18 protein-coding genes are annotated in these 15,224 nt (G+C 62.5%); 6 read left to right on the top strand and 12 right to left on the bottom strand.

The genetic code is table 11. The features are described from left to right. Nucleotides 1-260: 260 nt before the first annotated feature. Nucleotides 261-791, bottom strand: a complete 531-nt coding sequence (locus tag AC54AG_RS13210; protein WP_161781531.1) for a hypothetical protein — start codon at nucleotides 789-791, stop codon at nucleotides 261-263. A gap of 262 nt (nucleotides 792-1,053) precedes the next feature. Here AC54AG_RS13210 and AC54AG_RS13205 point away from each other — a divergent pair, with 262 nt between their 5' ends. Beyond that, nucleotides 1,054-1,353 carry a hypothetical protein gene (locus tag AC54AG_RS13205; RefSeq protein ID WP_331777510.1) on the top strand — a complete coding sequence of 100 codons (300 nt, stop codon included), beginning with the start codon at nucleotides 1,054-1,056 and terminating at the stop codon, nucleotides 1,351-1,353. Here the strand turns inward: AC54AG_RS13205 and AC54AG_RS13200 are convergent, their stop codons facing one another. From AC54AG_RS13200 to AC54AG_RS13180, 5 genes are all read right to left on the bottom strand, one after another. Then, nucleotides 1,354-1,767 carry a VanZ family protein gene (locus tag AC54AG_RS13200; RefSeq protein ID WP_070303285.1) on the bottom strand — a complete coding sequence of 138 codons (414 nt, stop codon included), beginning with the start codon at nucleotides 1,765-1,767 and terminating at the stop codon, nucleotides 1,354-1,356. Nucleotides 1,768-2,315: 548 nt separating this feature from the next. Continuing rightward, nucleotides 2,316-3,080 (bottom strand): SDR family NAD(P)-dependent oxidoreductase, encoded by a 765-nt coding sequence (locus tag AC54AG_RS13195; protein WP_331777509.1) that lies wholly within the window; start codon nucleotides 3,078-3,080, stop codon nucleotides 2,316-2,318. A gap of 85 nt (nucleotides 3,081-3,165) precedes the next feature. Then, complete coding sequence (locus AC54AG_RS13190; RefSeq protein WP_070303283.1) at nucleotides 3,166-3,687, bottom strand: TPM domain-containing protein; 522 nt, start codon at nucleotides 3,685-3,687, stop codon at nucleotides 3,166-3,168. Further along, nucleotides 3,687-4,517 (bottom strand): TPM domain-containing protein, encoded by an 831-nt coding sequence (locus AC54AG_RS13185; RefSeq protein WP_331777508.1) that lies wholly within the window; start codon nucleotides 4,515-4,517, stop codon nucleotides 3,687-3,689. Before AC54AG_RS13185 ends, AC54AG_RS13190 begins: the two co-directional genes overlap by 1 nt. 1 nt (nucleotide 4,518) lies before the next feature. After that, a complete protein-coding gene (locus AC54AG_RS13180) occupies nucleotides 4,519-5,133 on the bottom strand; it encodes a LemA family protein (RefSeq protein ID WP_331777507.1) in 615 nt (204 codons plus the stop codon). Nucleotides 5,134-5,290: 157 nt separating this feature from the next. On the opposite strand from AC54AG_RS13180, the gene pyrF reads away from it, so the two are divergent. Next, nucleotides 5,291-6,115, top strand: a complete 825-nt coding sequence (pyrF, locus tag AC54AG_RS13175) for an orotidine-5'-phosphate decarboxylase (protein WP_496630590.1) — start codon at nucleotides 5,291-5,293, stop codon at nucleotides 6,113-6,115. 133 nt (nucleotides 6,116-6,248) lie between these two features. Here pyrF and sbcB read toward each other — a convergent pair whose 3' ends face one another. Continuing rightward, a complete protein-coding gene (gene sbcB / locus AC54AG_RS13170) occupies nucleotides 6,249-7,697 on the bottom strand; it encodes an exodeoxyribonuclease I (protein WP_072454351.1) in 1,449 nt (482 codons plus the stop codon). Nucleotides 7,698-7,850: 153 nt separating this feature from the next. Between sbcB and AC54AG_RS13165 the strand changes: the two genes are divergently transcribed. Continuing rightward, entirely contained in the window at nucleotides 7,851-8,480 is a 630-nt protein-coding gene (locus AC54AG_RS13165) for a DUF5610 domain-containing protein (protein ID WP_496630589.1), read from the top strand. 1 nt (nucleotide 8,481) lies between these two features. On the opposite strand, the gene AC54AG_RS13160 is transcribed toward AC54AG_RS13165, so the two are convergent. The 5 genes from AC54AG_RS13160 to AC54AG_RS13140 form a co-directional block, all read right to left on the bottom strand. Further along, on the bottom strand, nucleotides 8,482-9,447 hold the full coding sequence (locus tag AC54AG_RS13160) for a GGDEF domain-containing protein (protein WP_496630588.1): 966 nt from the start codon (nucleotides 9,445-9,447) through the stop codon (nucleotides 8,482-8,484). A gap of 261 nt (nucleotides 9,448-9,708) precedes the next feature. Beyond that, a complete protein-coding gene (locus AC54AG_RS13155) occupies nucleotides 9,709-10,086 on the bottom strand; it encodes an HPF/RaiA family ribosome-associated protein (protein ID WP_070221366.1) in 378 nt (125 codons plus the stop codon). Nucleotides 10,087-10,271: 185 nt separating this feature from the next. Next, nucleotides 10,272-10,937: a DUF1345 domain-containing protein gene (locus AC54AG_RS13150; protein WP_034760363.1), complete on the bottom strand. Its 666-nt coding sequence runs from the start codon at nucleotides 10,935-10,937 to the stop codon at nucleotides 10,272-10,274. 40 nt (nucleotides 10,938-10,977) lie between these two features. Further along, nucleotides 10,978-12,249, bottom strand: coding sequence for an MFS transporter (locus AC54AG_RS13145; RefSeq protein WP_496630587.1), 1,272 nt, complete (start codon nucleotides 12,247-12,249; stop codon nucleotides 10,978-10,980). A gap of 83 nt (nucleotides 12,250-12,332) precedes the next feature. Then, entirely contained in the window at nucleotides 12,333-13,358 is a 1,026-nt protein-coding gene (locus tag AC54AG_RS13140) for a CDP-6-deoxy-delta-3,4-glucoseen reductase (protein WP_496630585.1), read from the bottom strand. Nucleotides 13,359-13,370: 12 nt separating this feature from the next. Here AC54AG_RS13140 and AC54AG_RS13135 point away from each other — a divergent pair, with 12 nt between their 5' ends. The 3 genes from AC54AG_RS13135 to AC54AG_RS13125 all read left to right on the top strand — a co-directional run bounded on the left by AC54AG_RS13135 (nucleotide 13,371) and on the right by AC54AG_RS13125 (nucleotide 15,089). Next, entirely contained in the window at nucleotides 13,371-14,288 is a 918-nt protein-coding gene (locus AC54AG_RS13135; protein ID WP_072454354.1) for an SDR family oxidoreductase, read from the top strand. 83 nt (nucleotides 14,289-14,371) lie between these two features. Further along, entirely contained in the window at nucleotides 14,372-14,632 is a 261-nt protein-coding gene (locus tag AC54AG_RS13130; RefSeq protein WP_034759943.1) for a hypothetical protein, read from the top strand. Nucleotides 14,633-14,819: 187 nt separating this feature from the next. Beyond that, complete coding sequence (locus tag AC54AG_RS13125) at nucleotides 14,820-15,089, top strand: hypothetical protein (RefSeq protein ID WP_139248363.1); 270 nt, start codon at nucleotides 14,820-14,822, stop codon at nucleotides 15,087-15,089. The last annotated feature ends 135 nt before the right edge of the window (nucleotides 15,090-15,224 follow it).

Here is a 15,224-nt window from a genome sequence, read left to right as displayed (position 1 = left end):
GGAGGGACTAGCAGTAGGCACAACAGTCACCAAGGGCGACCGACAAGAGGCAAGAGGCAAGAGGCAAGAGGCAAGAGGCAAGAGGCAAGAGGCAAGAGGCAAGAGGCAAGAGGCAAGGCAGATGGAATCCTGCCTTGCCTCTTGTTTGTTGCCCGGGCATTGGCGGCGCGGCAGACCACTGGCGTTCAGTACCCCGAACGCCAGTGGTCAGGCGTAATCAGTGCATGCCGCGCTGATCCCTGTGCTGATCCCCGGTATCGCTAATAGCGCTGCAGCAAGCCGTTGACCACCTTGACCCTATCGCCGATCTGGTAGCCGGGCTGGGAGTTTTGCATGATGGCCCGCGTGCTGCCGTCGTCCAGGCGCAGAGTGACCCGGTATTGCATGTTGCCCGAGGTGGTGCCCGCCGTGCCGGAACTGCCCGATTGCATGTCGCTGCTGCCCTGATCCATGCCGCGCGGCACCGGCTCGATCGATTGCACCGTGGCGGAGGCGATGCTCACACCCGATTGGCTGCCGTCCATGTTCATGGCGTTGTTGGCCGTGGAGGTGCGCGCGTCGGCGCTGCCGGTGCCTGCGGTGCCGCTGCTGCCCGTGCCGGTGTCGCTCATGGTGCTGCTGGTGCCGGTGCCGGCCGACGTGCTGCCAGCACTGCCCGTCCCGGCCGTATTGCTGTAGCTTTCACCGCTGCGGCCATTCGTGCTGCTCATGCTGGTGCGGTTCGGATCCGAACTGCAGGCGGCCAACGTACACAGCAGGCCGGCCAGCGCCATGGTTTTTTTTACTCTCATCTTGTTCTCCTCTTGGTCTGACAAAGTGTTAACCCGGTTTCCAGGGTGTGGCGGAGGTCAGCGTCAATGGCGCATGCCAGGCATGGCCGCAACTGCTGCTAGTAAGAGAGCAGGGCGGGAAAGATGTTCAGTACTTGTTATTTCACATTGAGGTACATCAAGCGCTTCAATTGTCGAGCTTGGTATAAAAGACATTCTTGCGCAGGGCGGGCACGGCGTTCGCCCATTGCCTTGTTCCCCGTTGCTTATTTCAGGAGAATAAATGTCTGCCGATTTCCATAGCGTCAAGCTGATCAATGAGTTGGTGATTGCCGTGTACGGCGCCCCGGGCGCAGCGAACGGTGCGCGCGCCCGCTATGCGCTGACCCAGGCCCTGCATGCCTTGACGAGGCTGTCACGGTCGGAACAGTTGATGGAGATGCAGCGCGATGCGGCGCGTGCGGCGGGAGCAGCCAGCCGGCGCGAGATGCGCACGGTGCTGCGCCGCATCGCCGGCAGGGCGGCAGCGGGCCAGGGCCAGTTGCCGCTGGCGCTCGGTGCCGGCGATGACACCGCGCTGTGATCAGCCCTGCTGTTTCTTCAGCGCGGCGGCGGCCATGCCGGGCCAGCAAAAGTAGAGCGGCAGCACCACGGCCACGGCGGCCGTGATATCGACCACCCAGTCGCTGACGGCGCCACGGCGGTAAGGCAGGAAACTCTGGATGAATTCGTCCAGCGCGCCCATGGCCGCCACCATCAGCACCGACAGCAGCGCCCGGCGCGCCATGCCGCCTGCCGTGCCGCTGAACAGGATCAGTGCCAGCACGCCATAGCCGACGGAATGCAGCACGCCGCCCGACGCATATTGGCCCACGTCCGCGCGCACGCCGGGGATGTCGCCGATCAGGATCACCAGGGCATACAGCAGCAGCGCGGTGCGGTAGCGCAGGCTTTCATAGCGGTCGGAAAAACAGAGTTCGGGCAAGGGTGCGGGCATGATGCGTCAGGACGGTTGGAAAGGCAGTCACAATATCATGTGCGTGGCGGGCCACCGTGTTTTTGCGCAAGAGCTTGCCGTACGGGCAAAAAAAGGCCCGCGGGGGCGCGGGCCAAAAACCCAAATGAAATGGGTCAAGAGTTGAGAGTTGCTCGGTACTCACCATGTCGCGCGCCTTGCCGGCGCCCGCCATGGTCATGAAAGGGGAGTGGTGTGCCATCGCGGCACACCTGTCTGTAGTCAGGCATATCGGTTGCCTGTACAGCAGATGAAGCAAGTATAGGGGGCGAAAATGACGGCCTGATGACACGCCGCAACATTTTTTTTGCGGCAGGCAGAATAATCGGGAAGATTGTGCGTCATGGCATGAATGGCCATGTTTCAGCATTGAGGGCAAAAAAAAGCCCGCTGGTGAAAGCGGGCTTAAAACTATTTTCTTGGAGGAGAATAGTGGAGACAGGTGCATTATGCTGCGTCGCACGATATGTGTCTAATGGTCTTTTCAGATAACCATTATCGTTTTTTGATATAACTGCCTCGTCTTGCCCTCATTCCTTCACGGCCACCGTGTAGTTGAGCGCCATGCGCCCGCCATCGACATAGATGGTCTGGCCCGTCATGTAGGTGGCGTCGTCGCTGGCCAGGAAGGCTGCGATGCCCGCCACTTCCTCCGGCTCGCCGCAGCGGCCCAGCGGCGTGCGCGACAATATCGTGTGGCGCGCCTCCGGGCTAGACAGCACCGCCTGCTTGGCCAGTTCCGTCAGGATGGTGCCCGGTCCGATGCCGTTCACGCGCACGCCGTGCGGCGCCAGGTTCAGGGCCATGACCTTCGTCAGCTGGTTGATGGCGCCCTTCGATACCACGTACGGCACCTGGTTCGGGATCGCCAGTTCCGCATTCACGCTGGACATATTGATGATGCAGCCACTGTTGCGCTTGACCATCTCGCGCGCCACGGCCTGGCCGCACAGGAACATCGATTTCAGGTTGATGCGCATGACCCGGTCGAAATCGTCTTCGCACACGTCGAGGAAATCGGCCGCGTGCGTGACGCCCGCATTGTTGACGAGGATATCGATGTGGCCGAACTGGGCCAAGGTTTCCTTCAGCATGGCATCGACGTCCGCCTTCTGGCTGACGTCGGCGCAAAAGAAGCGCGCCTGCTGTCCGAGGGCGGTGGCCGCCTGCGCGCCTTCTTCCTTGATGTCGACCAGCATCACTTGCGCCCCTTCGGCGATCAGGCGGGTGGCGCAAGCCAGGCCGATGCCTTGCGTGGCGCCCGTGACGATGGCGGTTTTATTGATCAGTTTCATGTGTGCTCCTCGGCGGGTAATAGAGAGCGCTGCCCAGGCCACAGGCTTGCGCGGCAATGGGCAGATTTTAATCCCTGGGCAGGAATCAGAGGAGAATGGGTTCGTTCGGCAACTGGTTGCCGCGCGTACCGTCAGCGGGGAAGTGGCTTTGCAGCAAAGTATTCAACTGCTGCAAGGCATCGAGCGTGCTGTCGTGGTAATTGCCATCCTTGAAACCCTTGGTCATCGTGCGGCATACGGCTTGCCACTGTTCCGGCGTGACGCGGCGGCCCACGTTGCGGTCGGCCACGATATCGACCTGGTGCTCGGCCAGGTTGATGTAGATCAGCACGCCAACGTTGTCTTCCGTATCCCACACGCCATACTGGGCGAACAGTTCGCGCGCCCGCTCGCGGTTGCTCACGCCCTGGTAGGCCATGCCTGGCGTCAGGGCCGCTTCGACGATCAGGCGCACTTCCGCCCGGTGCATCGTTTCACCGTCGGCGATGGCCGTCTCGATGGCTTTCAGGGTGCGTTCCGGAAACGCCTGGCGCGCCGTCGCGGGCGTGCCCCGCAAATGTTTCAAGGCGCGTCCGCAGCGCTGTCCGAATGTCAGTTGTTTCGTCATTACCAATCTCCCGAGGCGCCGCCGCCGTCAAATCCGCCGCCGCCGCCACCGAAACCACCGCCGCCACCGCCAAAACCACCTCCGCCGCCGAAGCCGCCACCGCCGCCCCGGTTGTTCAGCGCCTGGCTGAGGATGCTGCCCAGCACGACGCCGGTGGCGCCGCTGGACCAGTTGCTGCCGCGCTGCAGGCGGTTAGGCCCGCCGCGCGAACGGAACAGGGTCAGCACGACGAGAAAGCCGAAGAACAGCAGCGGCAGCCAGAAGGTCATGCCGCCCGCGTCCACCGTGGCCGGCGCTTTCTGCTGGGCCGGGGCGGGGAATTGCTCCTGGTTCAGCAGGGTGGCAATCGATCCCACGCCGGCGACCAGGCCGCCGTAATAATCATTCTGCTTGAAATGGGGGGCGATCACGTCCTGCAGGATGCGTTTCGATTGCGCATCCGTCAGCACGCCCTGCACGCCGCGGCCCGCCTCGATGCGCAGGCGGCGCAGCGACGACGGGTTGTCCTTCGCCACCATCAGCAGCACGCCGTCATCGACGCCCTTGCGGCCCAGCTTCCAGGCATCCGTCACGCGGATGCTGTATTGCTCGATGGCTTCCGGTTCCGTGCTCTTGACCAGCAGCACGGCGATCTGGCTGCCCGTCTTGGCTTCGTAATCGGCCAGCACGCCTTCCAGCGCCGCTTTCTGCTTGGCGTCGAGCATGCCGGCGTTGTCCGTCACGCGCGCCGCCAGCGGCGGCACGGGCACAAGACCCTGCGCGCTGGCGGACAGGCTGGTGCACAGCAGCAGCGCCGTCGCCAGCGCCGCCAGATAAGACCAGGCTTTCATCTTATTTGCCAAAGTTGACGGTCGGCGCGGTCGAGATGGCTTTTTCGTTTTCCACCGTGAACGATGGCTTGACCTTGTAGCCGAAGACCATGGCCGTCAGGTTGTTCGGGAAGCTGCGCGCATGCACGTTGTAATCCTGCACGGCGGTGATGTAACGCTGGCGCGCCACGGTGATGCGGTTTTCCGTGCCTTCCAGCTGCGACTGCAAATCGCGGAAGCTCGTATCGGCCTTCAGGTCAGGGTATTTCTCGGACACCACCATCAGGCGCGACAGGGCCGACGACAACTGGCCTTGTACTTGCTGGAATTTCTCGAACGCGGCCGGATCGTTCAGCACTTCGGGCGTGATCTGGAAGCTGGTGGCGGCGGCGCGCGCCTTGGTCACCGCTTCCAGGGTTTCGCGTTCGTGCGTGGCATAGCCCTTGACAGTGTTGACCAGGTTGGGAATCAGGTCGGCGCGGCGCTGGTACTGGTTGACCACTTCGCCCCAGGCGGCCTTGGTGGCTTCGTCCTTGCTCTGGAAGTCGTTGTAGCCGCAGCCCGTCAGGATGCCGGCCAGGACGGTGACGCTCAGGGCCAGGCGCAGCCATTTTATGAATTGATTGGTGATTTGCATGATGGGTTCCGTGCAGAGTAAAGGAGGTGAGGCAAATATACCTGAAACAGCCCGCAATGTCGGTTTAATAAGCGCCGGACGCGGCCCCTGGCTGCCTTCACGGGTCCATGCCGCGTTACAATACGGGGTTTGCAACTGAATATAGAGAAGGTGTGCCGTGAATTTCATCGATAAATTATCCGCCGCGTGGACGGCCAATAATTCCCTGCTGTGCGTGGGCCTGGACCCGGACCTGGCGAAACTGCCGGCCGAACTGCGCGACTTGCCTGATGGAATCACCACCTTTTGCACGCGCATCATCGACGCCACGGCCGACCTGGCTTGCGCCTTCAAGCCGCAGATCGCCTATTTTGCAGCGCTGGGCGCGGAAAAGCAGCTGGAAGACATCTGCCGCTATGTGCGCGAGAACTACCCGCACATCCCGCTGATCCTCGACGCGAAACGGGGCGACATCGGCGCGACGGCCACGCAATACGCGCGCGAAGCGTTCGAGCGCTACGGCGCCGACGCCGTCACCGTGAATCCCTACATGGGCGAAGATTCGCTCGACCCCTACCTGGCGTGGAAAGACCGCGGCGTGATCATCCTGTGCCGCACTTCGAACCCGGGCGGCTCGGACCTGCAATTTCTGAATACGGACGGCGAACCGCTGTACCAGCGCGTGGCGCGCCTGGTGGCCGACAAATGGAACAAGAACGGCCAGTGCGCGCTCGTCGTCGGCGCCACCTTCCCTGAAGAACTGGCGCAGGTGCGCGCCATCGTCGGCGACATGCCGCTGCTGGTGCCCGGCATCGGCGCCCAGGGCGGCGACATCGCCGCCACCGTCGGCGCAGGCCAGACGGCCAAGGGCATGGGCATGATGATCAGCTCGTCGCGCGCCATCATCTACGCCACGCCGCAAGCGGGCGAAGATTTTGCCGACGCGGCCCGCCGCGTGGCGATTGAAACGCGCGATGCGATCAATCAGCATCGTTCGGTTTAAGCACCATCCATCAAAAATGTAGGTCGGGTTAGGCCAGCGGCCGTAACCCGACAACACAGGTAACGTCAACAATCTTGTCGGATTACGCGGGCCTTCGGCCCGCTAATCCGACCTACCCGGCTCGCGCCCTCTTTCAGTCGCGCATGGGCGCCACCATCTCCGCGTAATCGTAGAGTTCTCCCAGAATTTCCTCGCCCCGCTCATCCACCGATTCCGACAGTACGTCGATCTCCGTAAACAGCATTTCGATGGTGCGGGCGCCGCCGTCGCCGTCGAACAGGCGGGCGGCGCGGTGCTGTTCCCAGCGCAGGCTTTCCGCTTCGCTCAGCGTTTGCGGGAAATTGCGGGCGCGGTAGCGGAACAGCAATTCCTGCAGGCGCTCGTCGGCAAACGAGGGGCGGGCCGTGGCCAGCTTGGCCGGCGTTTCGCGGCGCAAGGATTCGAGCAGGCGGCGGTCGTCGTTGCTGACAAAACCGTTATACAGATCCTCATCCACGTCCAGCGCCACATTCGCCCCCGGGCGCTGGAATACTTCGGCCCAGATGGCATCCATGTTCGGCGCCGTCGCGGCCAGCTGCGCGTTGACCTTCGCGGCGTCCACGTCGATGCCCCATTGCGCGGCCATGGCCGGCGACAAGGTTTTCAGGTTGCCGACCAGCATGGGCGACTTGTTCAGATGCACGCTTTTCACGGGCAGGCGCGTCATGCCTTCGGGCATGGCTTCCTTGCGCGTGAACAGCCGCGTGCGTATGGTGTCGGCGTCCAGTTCGAACAGTTCACGCGGGTCGTAGGCGCAATCCCAGACGAGGATCTCGTTCTTGTTGCTCGGGTGCGTGGCCAGCGGCCAGACGACGCCCACGCAGCCCCGTTCGGCGGGGAACATGCCCGACACGTGCAGGAAAGGCTGGCGCTCGCCGGCGGCCAGGTGCATGCCCATTTCGCTGGCGACCCGGTCCTTCTTGTGCAGCGCCAGGCAGAATTCGAACAGTTTCGGCTGTTTCTGCTTGATCAGGCGCGCCAGGGCAATGGTGGCGCGCACGTCGGACAACGCATCGTGCGCCGCTTCGTGGGCTAGGCCGTTGGCCTTGCTCAAGTGTTCCAATTTAAAACTGGTCTGGCCATCGTCGCGCTTCGGCCATTGAATGCCTTCCGGGCGCAGCGCGTGCGTCATGCGCACCACGTCGAGGATGTCCCAGCGGCCGCAATGGTTCTTCCATTCGCGCGCGTACGGGTCGATCAGGTTGCGCCAGAACAGGAAACGCGTGACTTCATCGTCGAAACGGATGGTGTTGTAGCCCACGCCGATGGTGCCCGGCTCCGAAAAGGCCGCTTCGATGGTGGCGGCGAACTGGTGTTCGGGCACGCCCAGTTGCAGACACTGCTGTGGCGTAATGCCCGTGATCAGGCACGATTGCGGGTCGGGCAGGAAATCATTGGCAGGCTGGCAATACAGCATGATCGGCTCGCCGATCTCGTTGAGTTCGGCATCCGTGCGGATGGCGGCAAACTGGGCCGGGCGGTCGCGGCGCGGCTGTGCGCCAAAGGTTTCGTAGTCGTGCCAAAGAAAGGTCTGGTTAGTCATTGATGGTCATTACTTGGTTACTTGATTGGTTATCCGGGCCGTAAACGCGCCGCTGCTACAGTTTTCTGAAAACCTGCCGATACTACACGAGAGGATGGTCATCATCGCGTTTCCCGCATGGTGGCATACATTGCCCGTTCAAGGAGGTCTATCGTGTCAATTCCCATCGCCGCAGGCGGCAATTCCAACCCTTCCGTGACTTCCGTCAGTACGGGCGTTGCCGGCAAGGACGATAAAGTCCAGCAAAAGGACGGCGTCAACGCTGAAATGAGCGTCAACGACCGCACGAAGCTGCAATTGAACGCCTCCATCATGCAGGCGTCGCTGAACGTGTCGATCGGTTCCGAGAACGAGCCGCTGGCGCTGCTGTACAAGACGGCCATCACCAACATCAATGAAGCGCTGAAGGGCCAGTACGGCGACGATGCGATCCAGAACGCGGCGTCGCAGGACAATAGCGCCGAAGCGACGGCGAGCCGCATTGTATCGCTGTCGACGGGTTTTTTTGACGCCTTCAAGAAACAGAACCCCGACCTGGATGACGATACGGCCCTGACCAAGTTCATGGATACCATCAGCGGCGGCATGGAAAAAGGCTTCAAGGAAGCGCGCGATATCCTGGAAGGCTTGAAAGTGCTGGGTGGTGATATCGCCGGCAATATCGACAAGACGTATGAACTGGTGCAGAAGGGTTATGCGGATTTCATCGCCGCGCACAGCAGCAAGAAGGATGACGCTGCCAAGCCGGATGCGACCAAGCCGGCCGACAGCAAGGCCGCCTGATCTACAGCATGACCCGGTTGCGTCCGCCTGCCTTCGCGCGGTAGAGCGCCGCGTCGGCCGTCGCGATCAGCGCATGGTCATCCTGTTCGGCCGCCAGGCTGGACACGCCGAACGAGCCCGTGATGTGCGGCAGCGCGCTGCGCATGTCGGCGAAGATGACGGCTTGCTGCATGCGTTCGCACAGGCGTTCGGCGACCCGCAGGGCCACGTGTTCGTTGGTATCGGGCAAGATCACCATCATTTCCTCGCCACCGTAGCGCACGGCAAAATCCGTGGGCCGCAGGGCCGCGCCCAGCACTTGCGCGGCGATGCGCAGCGCCTGGTCGCCCGCCTGGTGGCCGTGCGTGTCGTTGAAGCGCTTGAAATGGTCGAGGTCTATCATCACCAGCGACAGAGGCGAGCCGCTGGCGTGGGCCGTGACGATCATGTTCGGCAGTAAATCCGTCAGCCAGGCGCGGTTGTACAGGCCCGTCAGGCTGTCGACCATCGACAGCTGGCGGTAGAACTCGCCCAGTTTCTGCCGGCGGCGCAGCAAGGCGTTGGCGGCGCGGATGCGGAAGGACAGCAGGCGCAGCAGGTTGCGCGCCAGGCCGTTCGATTGCTCGATCAATTCCCAGACGACGGCCGCGTCGATCACCAGCAAGTCGGTTTCTTCCAGGGCGGAAATGGCGGCCAGGTTGCTCGCTTCATCGAGCACCGATTGTTCGCCCACGCTTTCGCCGGGCAAGACCTTGCTGACGGTGCCGTCATCCATGCCCGTATGGATGTCGGCGGCCACGGCCAGCGAACCGCGCAGGACGATGTACAGGCAAGTACCCTGTGTGTCGGCAATGGCTTCGCCCGCTTCGAGGCGCATGACGGGGCAGGGCGCCAGCATGGCGGCCGTCTGGCTATCCGCCCCATCGCGAAATAGCTGTAAATCGCCGATGTTGCAGCCTGAAGCGTCGAAGTTGCCGATCTGTTCCACAATCACACTTTCAAAAAGCCGGCGCGCGCGAGCAGAGGGCCGGTAGCTTCATGATAGCGTAAAGCGGCCTTGGCTGTAACGCCAAAGGCTTGCTTGATGTCACTTACTGTGAGAAATACGACAATTATTTCATTGCGGTGTTAATACGCCGGAATGCTTGCTGTTCTGCTATGGATATTGTCGCGCAGGAAGGCGGGTCCAGATGTGCAAAGGCAGCCTTGAACGGCTGCCTCAGTCTCTGGAAATCCTGCAGGTGGGGAATTACTCGGCGGTTTCTTCCGCTTCGGCCGTATCGATCACGGCATTCTTGCCGGTGGCGTGGCGCTTGCTGTCTTGCAGGCGGCCCAGGGCGCTATCGATGGCGCGTTTCAGTTTGTCGGTGGCGCCGGCAACGGATTGATGCACGGTGGCGTTCTGTTCGGTCACGGCGATCGGTTGGTAGCCAGCAACGCGTGCTTCCATGACGCAGCGAATATCGTCGGCGCCGCCTTTCGGGCCATTCGTATCGCTGATGTGGACTTCGATGCGGGTCAGGTTGTCGCGGAAGCGGCTCAGTGCGCTTTCAAGTACGGATTGCACATGTTCGTTCAGTCCAGCGGTGTTGGCGATGGTGCTGTCGGTATGAATATTGATTTGCATATGCTTACTCCTGTCAATTCAAAAAAAACCCATCTCAGGCGTGCTGCGGCCTGGTTGCTGCCCCATGCACATGACCTCTGTGCATGGAACTTATCTTACTCCTCTTTCCAGTATTTCAAGAGGGTGCGCACGATTAAGATGAGCTTAACCCTTCAGCCAGGTCAAGTTTCCACCACGAAATTATTTCAACCATTGATCAGACCGGCGGCGATATTGATCGACAGCCCCAGCACGACCAGGTTGAAGAAAAAGCTCAGCACGGACTGCCCCAGCACGATCTGGCGCATCATGCGCGTCTGCACGGAAACGTCCGACGTCTGCACGGCCACGGCGATGGTGAAGGCGAAATACAGAAAATCCCAGTAATCGGGGTTTTGCTCGTCGTCGGGAAATTTCAACGGGCGCAGTGCGGGATCGGCCTGGTAATACAGGTGGGCGTAGTGGAAGCAGAACAGGGTGCCGACGAGGAACCAGGAGCCGACCAGGGTGAGGATCGTCAAGCCGTAGTGCAGTGCGCGCTCGTCCGGCGCCAGGTCTTTCATTGAAGACAGCTGCGAGACGATGGCCACCAGGCTCATCACGGATGCGACGGACAGGGCCGACAAGACTGTTGCCGCCCGCTCGTCCTGGCGCGCCGCCATCATTTTCACACGGTGGTGGTTGGCGCGCATCATCATCCAGGCCATCGTCGCCAGGTAGAACCAGACGGCCACGTTCCACGCCGTCAGCAACCGCGTCATCTGTTGCCACGATGCGGGCAGCAGCAGGCCGGCTGCCACGCCGATGGCCGTGGCCAGGCTCAGGTGGGGGCGGCTGCGGATGAAGCTGCGGAACGGAAGCGTGATTTTCATGGTGCCAGGATGCATCTGTTGGGATAGCGCATCTTAGCGCTTAAGTTGCCGCCGTGGTGGCCGTCCTGGCGGCCGCTTCCTTCTCGTGGTGGGGGAAGCGATCCATGCGCGACAGCACGGGGAACAGCACGGCCCAGATGCCCGTCACGGCCAGGGTGGCGGCGCCGCCGAAGAGCACGGCGCGCACGAGGCCGAACCAGCCGGCCGTGAGGCCCGATTCGAATTCGCCCAGCTCGTTCGAGGCGCCAATGAAGACGGCGTTCACGGCGCTGACCCGGCCGCGGATTTCGTCGGGCGTCTCGAATTGCACCAGCAGGTGGCGGATGTAGACGCTGACCATGTCGCCGGCGCCCATCAGGAACAGCGCCGCCAGCGCCAGCGGGAAATAGCTGGTGCTGCCCAGCACCAGCGTGCCCAGGCCGAAGACGGCCACGCCGCCGAACATCCATGGGCCCACCCTGCGCGTGATGGGGAAGATGGCCAGCGCGATCGAGCACAGGGCCGCGCCGGCGCCGGGCGCCGTGCGCAGCAGGCCCAGTCCGCTGGGGCCGATATGCAGCACGTCGTGCGCGAGCGCCGGCAGCAGGGCCGTGGCGCCGCCGAACAGCACGGCAAACAGGTCGAGTGAAATGGCGCCTAGCACGATGGGTTTCGACCAGACGAAACGCAAGCCTTCGAGCAGGGTATGCCAGCTGACGGGTTCGCGTTTGACCACCTGCGGCGCGGGCGTGGTGGCGCGCATCAGCAGGACGGACACGACCAGCAGCGCGGACGAGATCAAATACACGACCTTGGGGCCGAAGTAATACAGCAAGCCGCCCAGGGTAGGCCCCAGGATGATGGCCACGTGCGAGCTCGACGAGCTGAGCGCGACGGCGCGGCTGAAGTGTTGCGTGGGTACCATGTTCACCAGCACGGCTTGCGTAGCCGGCATCATGAAGGCGCGCGCGCTGCCGAACAGCACCAGCACGGCAAACACGGGCCAGACGATGGAAAGTCCTCTCAGGGTGAACGCCAGCAGGGCCAGCGCGCAAGCGAGCTGCGCCGCCAGGCACCAGGCGATGATGTTGCGGCGGTTGTAGCGGTCGGCCACGTGGCCGGCCGGCAAAATCAAGACGAGGAAGGGGGCGAACTGCGCCAGGCCGATCAAGCCCAGGTCGAACAGGCTGCCCGTGATCTGGTACACCTGCCAGCCGATGGCCACGCTTTGCATCTGCACGGCCACCGTGCCTAGCACGCGGGCGGAAAGATAAAAGGCGAAGTTGCGGTGACGCAGGATGCTGAAGCCGTTGCCGGCAGAGGCGAGAGACATGAAATTTCCAGGAAGCAGCGGGATAGAGCGGTGGTGGCAGCGGGCGTCGCACCAGCCGCGCCCCGCTGTCTGGACGGTGACGCTTACTTGGCCAGGTCGGCTTCCGTGGTGAAGGCGTCCGCGTAGAACTCGTCGGCTGGCAACTGGCACAGTTGCACGAAATCGCGGTTGGCCGACTCGACGACGATCGGCGCGCCGCAGGCATACACTTGATACGCGGACATGTCGGGCAAATCGGCGATAACGGCCTGGTGCACGAAGCCCGTGCGGCCGCTCCACGCGTCTTCCGGCAGGGCGTCCGACACGACGGGCACATAGGTGAACTGCGGCAAGTCGGCGGCCCACTGGCGGCACAGCGCGTCCATGTACAGGTCGTGCGGACGGCGCCCGCCCCAGTACAGGGTGATCGGACGCGGGGATTGCTCGTTGATCATGTGCTCGGCGATGGCTTTCAGCGGGGCAAAGCCCGTGCCCGAGGCCAGCAGCACGACGGGCTTGTCGGAATCTTCGCGCAGGAAGAAGGTGCCCATCGGGCCTTCGAAGCGCAGGATATCGCGCTCCTTCATGGTGCCAAATACCTGGTCCGTGAACAGGCCGCCCGGCATGTGGCGGATGTGCAGGCTCACGGGACCGCCGTCGACGGGCGCGCTGGCCATGCTGTAGCTGCGGCGTTTGTTGTCGCGCAACATGATTTCGATATACTGTCCGGCGCGGTAGTTGAGGCGCTCGCTGGCTGGCAACTGCAGGGTCAGCACGACGACGTCGGGCGCGACTTTTTCGATGGTGGTCACGCGCGACGGCATTTTCTTGATCGGGTAATCGCTGCTGCCCGCCACTTCGCGCGCCTGCAGCACGAGGTCGCCCTGGGGCACGGCGCAGCACAGCAGCGAGTAGCCGGCTGCCGCTTCATCTTCCGTCAGGGAGCGGGGCTGATATGGCTTATGCTGTACATTGCCGGACACGATCTTGCCCTTGCAGGAGCTGCAGGCGCCACTCTTGCAGCTGTATGGCAGGCCGACGCCGGCGCGTATCGCCGCCGACAGGACGGTTTCGTCCGCTTCACAGCTGAATTGGTGGCCGCTGGGCTGAACAGTAATTTGAAAAGTCATACAATCCTTGAGATGAAAAATATGTTAATGCACACTTTGCGCAAGCCGTCAGGCTTGCCGCGCCTGCTGATCCTGGGCTGCGGCGACGTCGGCATGCGCTTGCTGCCCCTGCTGCGCGCGCGCTTTCGCGTCTTTGCCGTCACCAGCCAGCCGGCGCGCTGCGCGCAGTTGCGGGAAGCCGGCGCCGTGCCCATCGTGGCTAACCTCGACGACCGCGCCAGCCTGAAACGGCTGGCGGGACTGGCGACGATGATCGTGCACCTGGCGCCGCCCCTATCGTCGGGCTTGCTGGACCGGCGCACGCGCAATCTGGCCGCCATTTTACCCGAGCATGCACGCATGGTGTATGTGAGCACCAGCGGCGTGTATGGCGATTGCGCTGGCGCCTGGGTCGATGAAACGCGCACGACGGCGCCGGCGAATGCGCGCGCGAAGCGGCGCGTGGACGCCGAACAGGTCTTGCGCGGCTGGGGCGCGCGACGCGGCGCCAAGGTGGCTATCCTGCGCGTGCCCGGCATCTATGCGGACGACCGCTTGCCCTTGAAACGCTTGCGCGAAGGAACGCCGGCTCTGGCCGCGGATGACGATGTGTACACCAACCATATCCATGCCGACGACCTGGCGCGCATCATCGAACGGGCCTTGTGGCGCGGCAAGCCGGGACGCGTGTATCACGCCAGCGATGACAGCGAACTCAAAATGGCCGAGTATTTCGATGCCGTGGCCGACACGTTCGGCCTGCCGCGCCCGCCGCGCCTGCCTCGTGCCGAGCTGCGGCAAGTGGTCACGCCGATGCTGCTGTCGTTCATGTCCGAATCGCGCCGATTGCACAATACGCGCATCAAGCGCGAGCTGGGCGTGCGCCTGCGCTACGCGCGCGTGGCCGATGCCTTGCGGGCGCTGTCCGCCGATGGCGCCGGCATCGGGTAAAATGGCCGGTTATCTGCGCACTTTGCTGGGCCGGCGCGCAGCGCGCCGTTCCTGCTCTGCGCCACTCACTTAAGGAATACAGCATGAGCACCCTCACTTACGAAGAATACCTGGACGAGGTCACCACCGTCCTGACGGAACTGTACGACCTCGACGACGAAGCCGCCATCAAGCTGGTCGTGGCGGCGCAGGACGCCGAATTTTTCGTCCCGCACGATGCACATGAAGAAATGCGTACTGTCGAGCAAGCCAAGAAAGATGCGGTCACCCTGTTCGAGCGCAAGCAGAACCGCCAGCAAACGCAGGAAAAACAGCAACAGCGCGTGCGCCAGCAAAAGAAATAAGACGGAACCAGGCCGTGGGGCAGTACGGGTTCCGGCGCAACACCGGGGCCGTGCCATTTGATGCACCGCAAACGCGTCATGGCGCGCTGGCGATATGGTGAGCAATGTCGTCACGCGTCTGGGCTCTTGTGACGGGCTCTGCATCTACAACCAGCGTGACGTTGTTTTCCGTCAGCAGGAGCGAGTCATGCGAGCAACGAGTCACCCCAGCAAGGAGCAAGTGCGCGCCTATATGCGGCGGCGCGAACATGCGCTGCAGCCACCACCACCGCCCGATGAAATTCGCCGGCAACTGGCCTGGTGCCGCGCGGACGATTCCCCATGCATTTGCCCACTTGCCACCCCGGCCGGCGTGGCCGTGCAAGGCTGGCATTTATCTACGGAAATGGCCCGCCTGGGCACCCTCATGGCCATAGCCTGGCTCATGCATAGCGGTGTTGCTCATCGTAAAAATTGATGACGTGCAGCAAATTTTTCCGATTTGAGTTATCCTCTAGCACATTCCAAGTGCGTCAATTCTCTTCAATTATCACAATTTTGCTCTAAGTTACGCAAAAATCAACAATAGCGTGTATTATATTGTTTGTGGCGT

The sequence above is a fragment of the Janthinobacterium sp. BCJ23 genome (assembly GCF_059617945.1).
The sequence above is the reverse complement of the archived record's forward strand: the minus strand, read 5'-3'. Positions and strand labels throughout refer to the sequence as shown.

Coding starts and splice junctions, on each gene's coding strand:
- AC54AG_RS13210 (WP_161781531.1), bottom strand. CDS start 791: ATGAGAGTAAAAAAAACCATGGCGCTGGCCGGCCTGCTGTGTACGTTG.
- AC54AG_RS13205 (WP_331777510.1), top strand. CDS start 1,054: ATGTCTGCCGATTTCCATAGCGTCAAGCTGATCAATGAGTTGGTGATT.
- AC54AG_RS13200 (WP_070303285.1), bottom strand. CDS start 1,767: ATGCCCGCACCCTTGCCCGAACTCTGTTTTTCCGACCGCTATGAAAGC.
- AC54AG_RS13195 (WP_331777509.1), bottom strand. CDS start 3,080: ATGAAACTGATCAATAAAACCGCCATCGTCACGGGCGCCACGCAAGGC.
- AC54AG_RS13190 (WP_070303283.1), bottom strand. CDS start 3,687: ATGACGAAACAACTGACATTCGGACAGCGCTGCGGACGCGCCTTGAAA.
- AC54AG_RS13185 (WP_331777508.1), bottom strand. CDS start 4,517: ATGAAAGCCTGGTCTTATCTGGCGGCGCTGGCGACGGCGCTGCTGCTG.
- AC54AG_RS13180 (WP_331777507.1), bottom strand. CDS start 5,133: ATGCAAATCACCAATCAATTCATAAAATGGCTGCGCCTGGCCCTGAGC.
- sbcB (WP_072454351.1), bottom strand. CDS start 7,697: ATGACTAACCAGACCTTTCTTTGGCACGACTACGAAACCTTTGGCGCA.
- AC54AG_RS13155 (WP_070221366.1), bottom strand. CDS start 10,086: ATGCAAATCAATATTCATACCGACAGCACCATCGCCAACACCGCTGGA.
- AC54AG_RS13150 (WP_034760363.1), bottom strand. CDS start 10,937: ATGAAAATCACGCTTCCGTTCCGCAGCTTCATCCGCAGCCGCCCCCAC.
- AC54AG_RS13145 (WP_496630587.1), bottom strand. CDS start 12,249: ATGTCTCTCGCCTCTGCCGGCAACGGCTTCAGCATCCTGCGTCACCGC.
- AC54AG_RS13140 (WP_496630585.1), bottom strand. CDS start 13,358: ATGACTTTTCAAATTACTGTTCAGCCCAGCGGCCACCAATTCAGCTGT.
- AC54AG_RS13135 (WP_072454354.1), top strand. CDS start 13,371: ATGAAAAATATGTTAATGCACACTTTGCGCAAGCCGTCAGGCTTGCCG.
- AC54AG_RS13130 (WP_034759943.1), top strand. CDS start 14,372: ATGAGCACCCTCACTTACGAAGAATACCTGGACGAGGTCACCACCGTC.
- AC54AG_RS13125 (WP_139248363.1), top strand. CDS start 14,820: ATGCGAGCAACGAGTCACCCCAGCAAGGAGCAAGTGCGCGCCTATATG.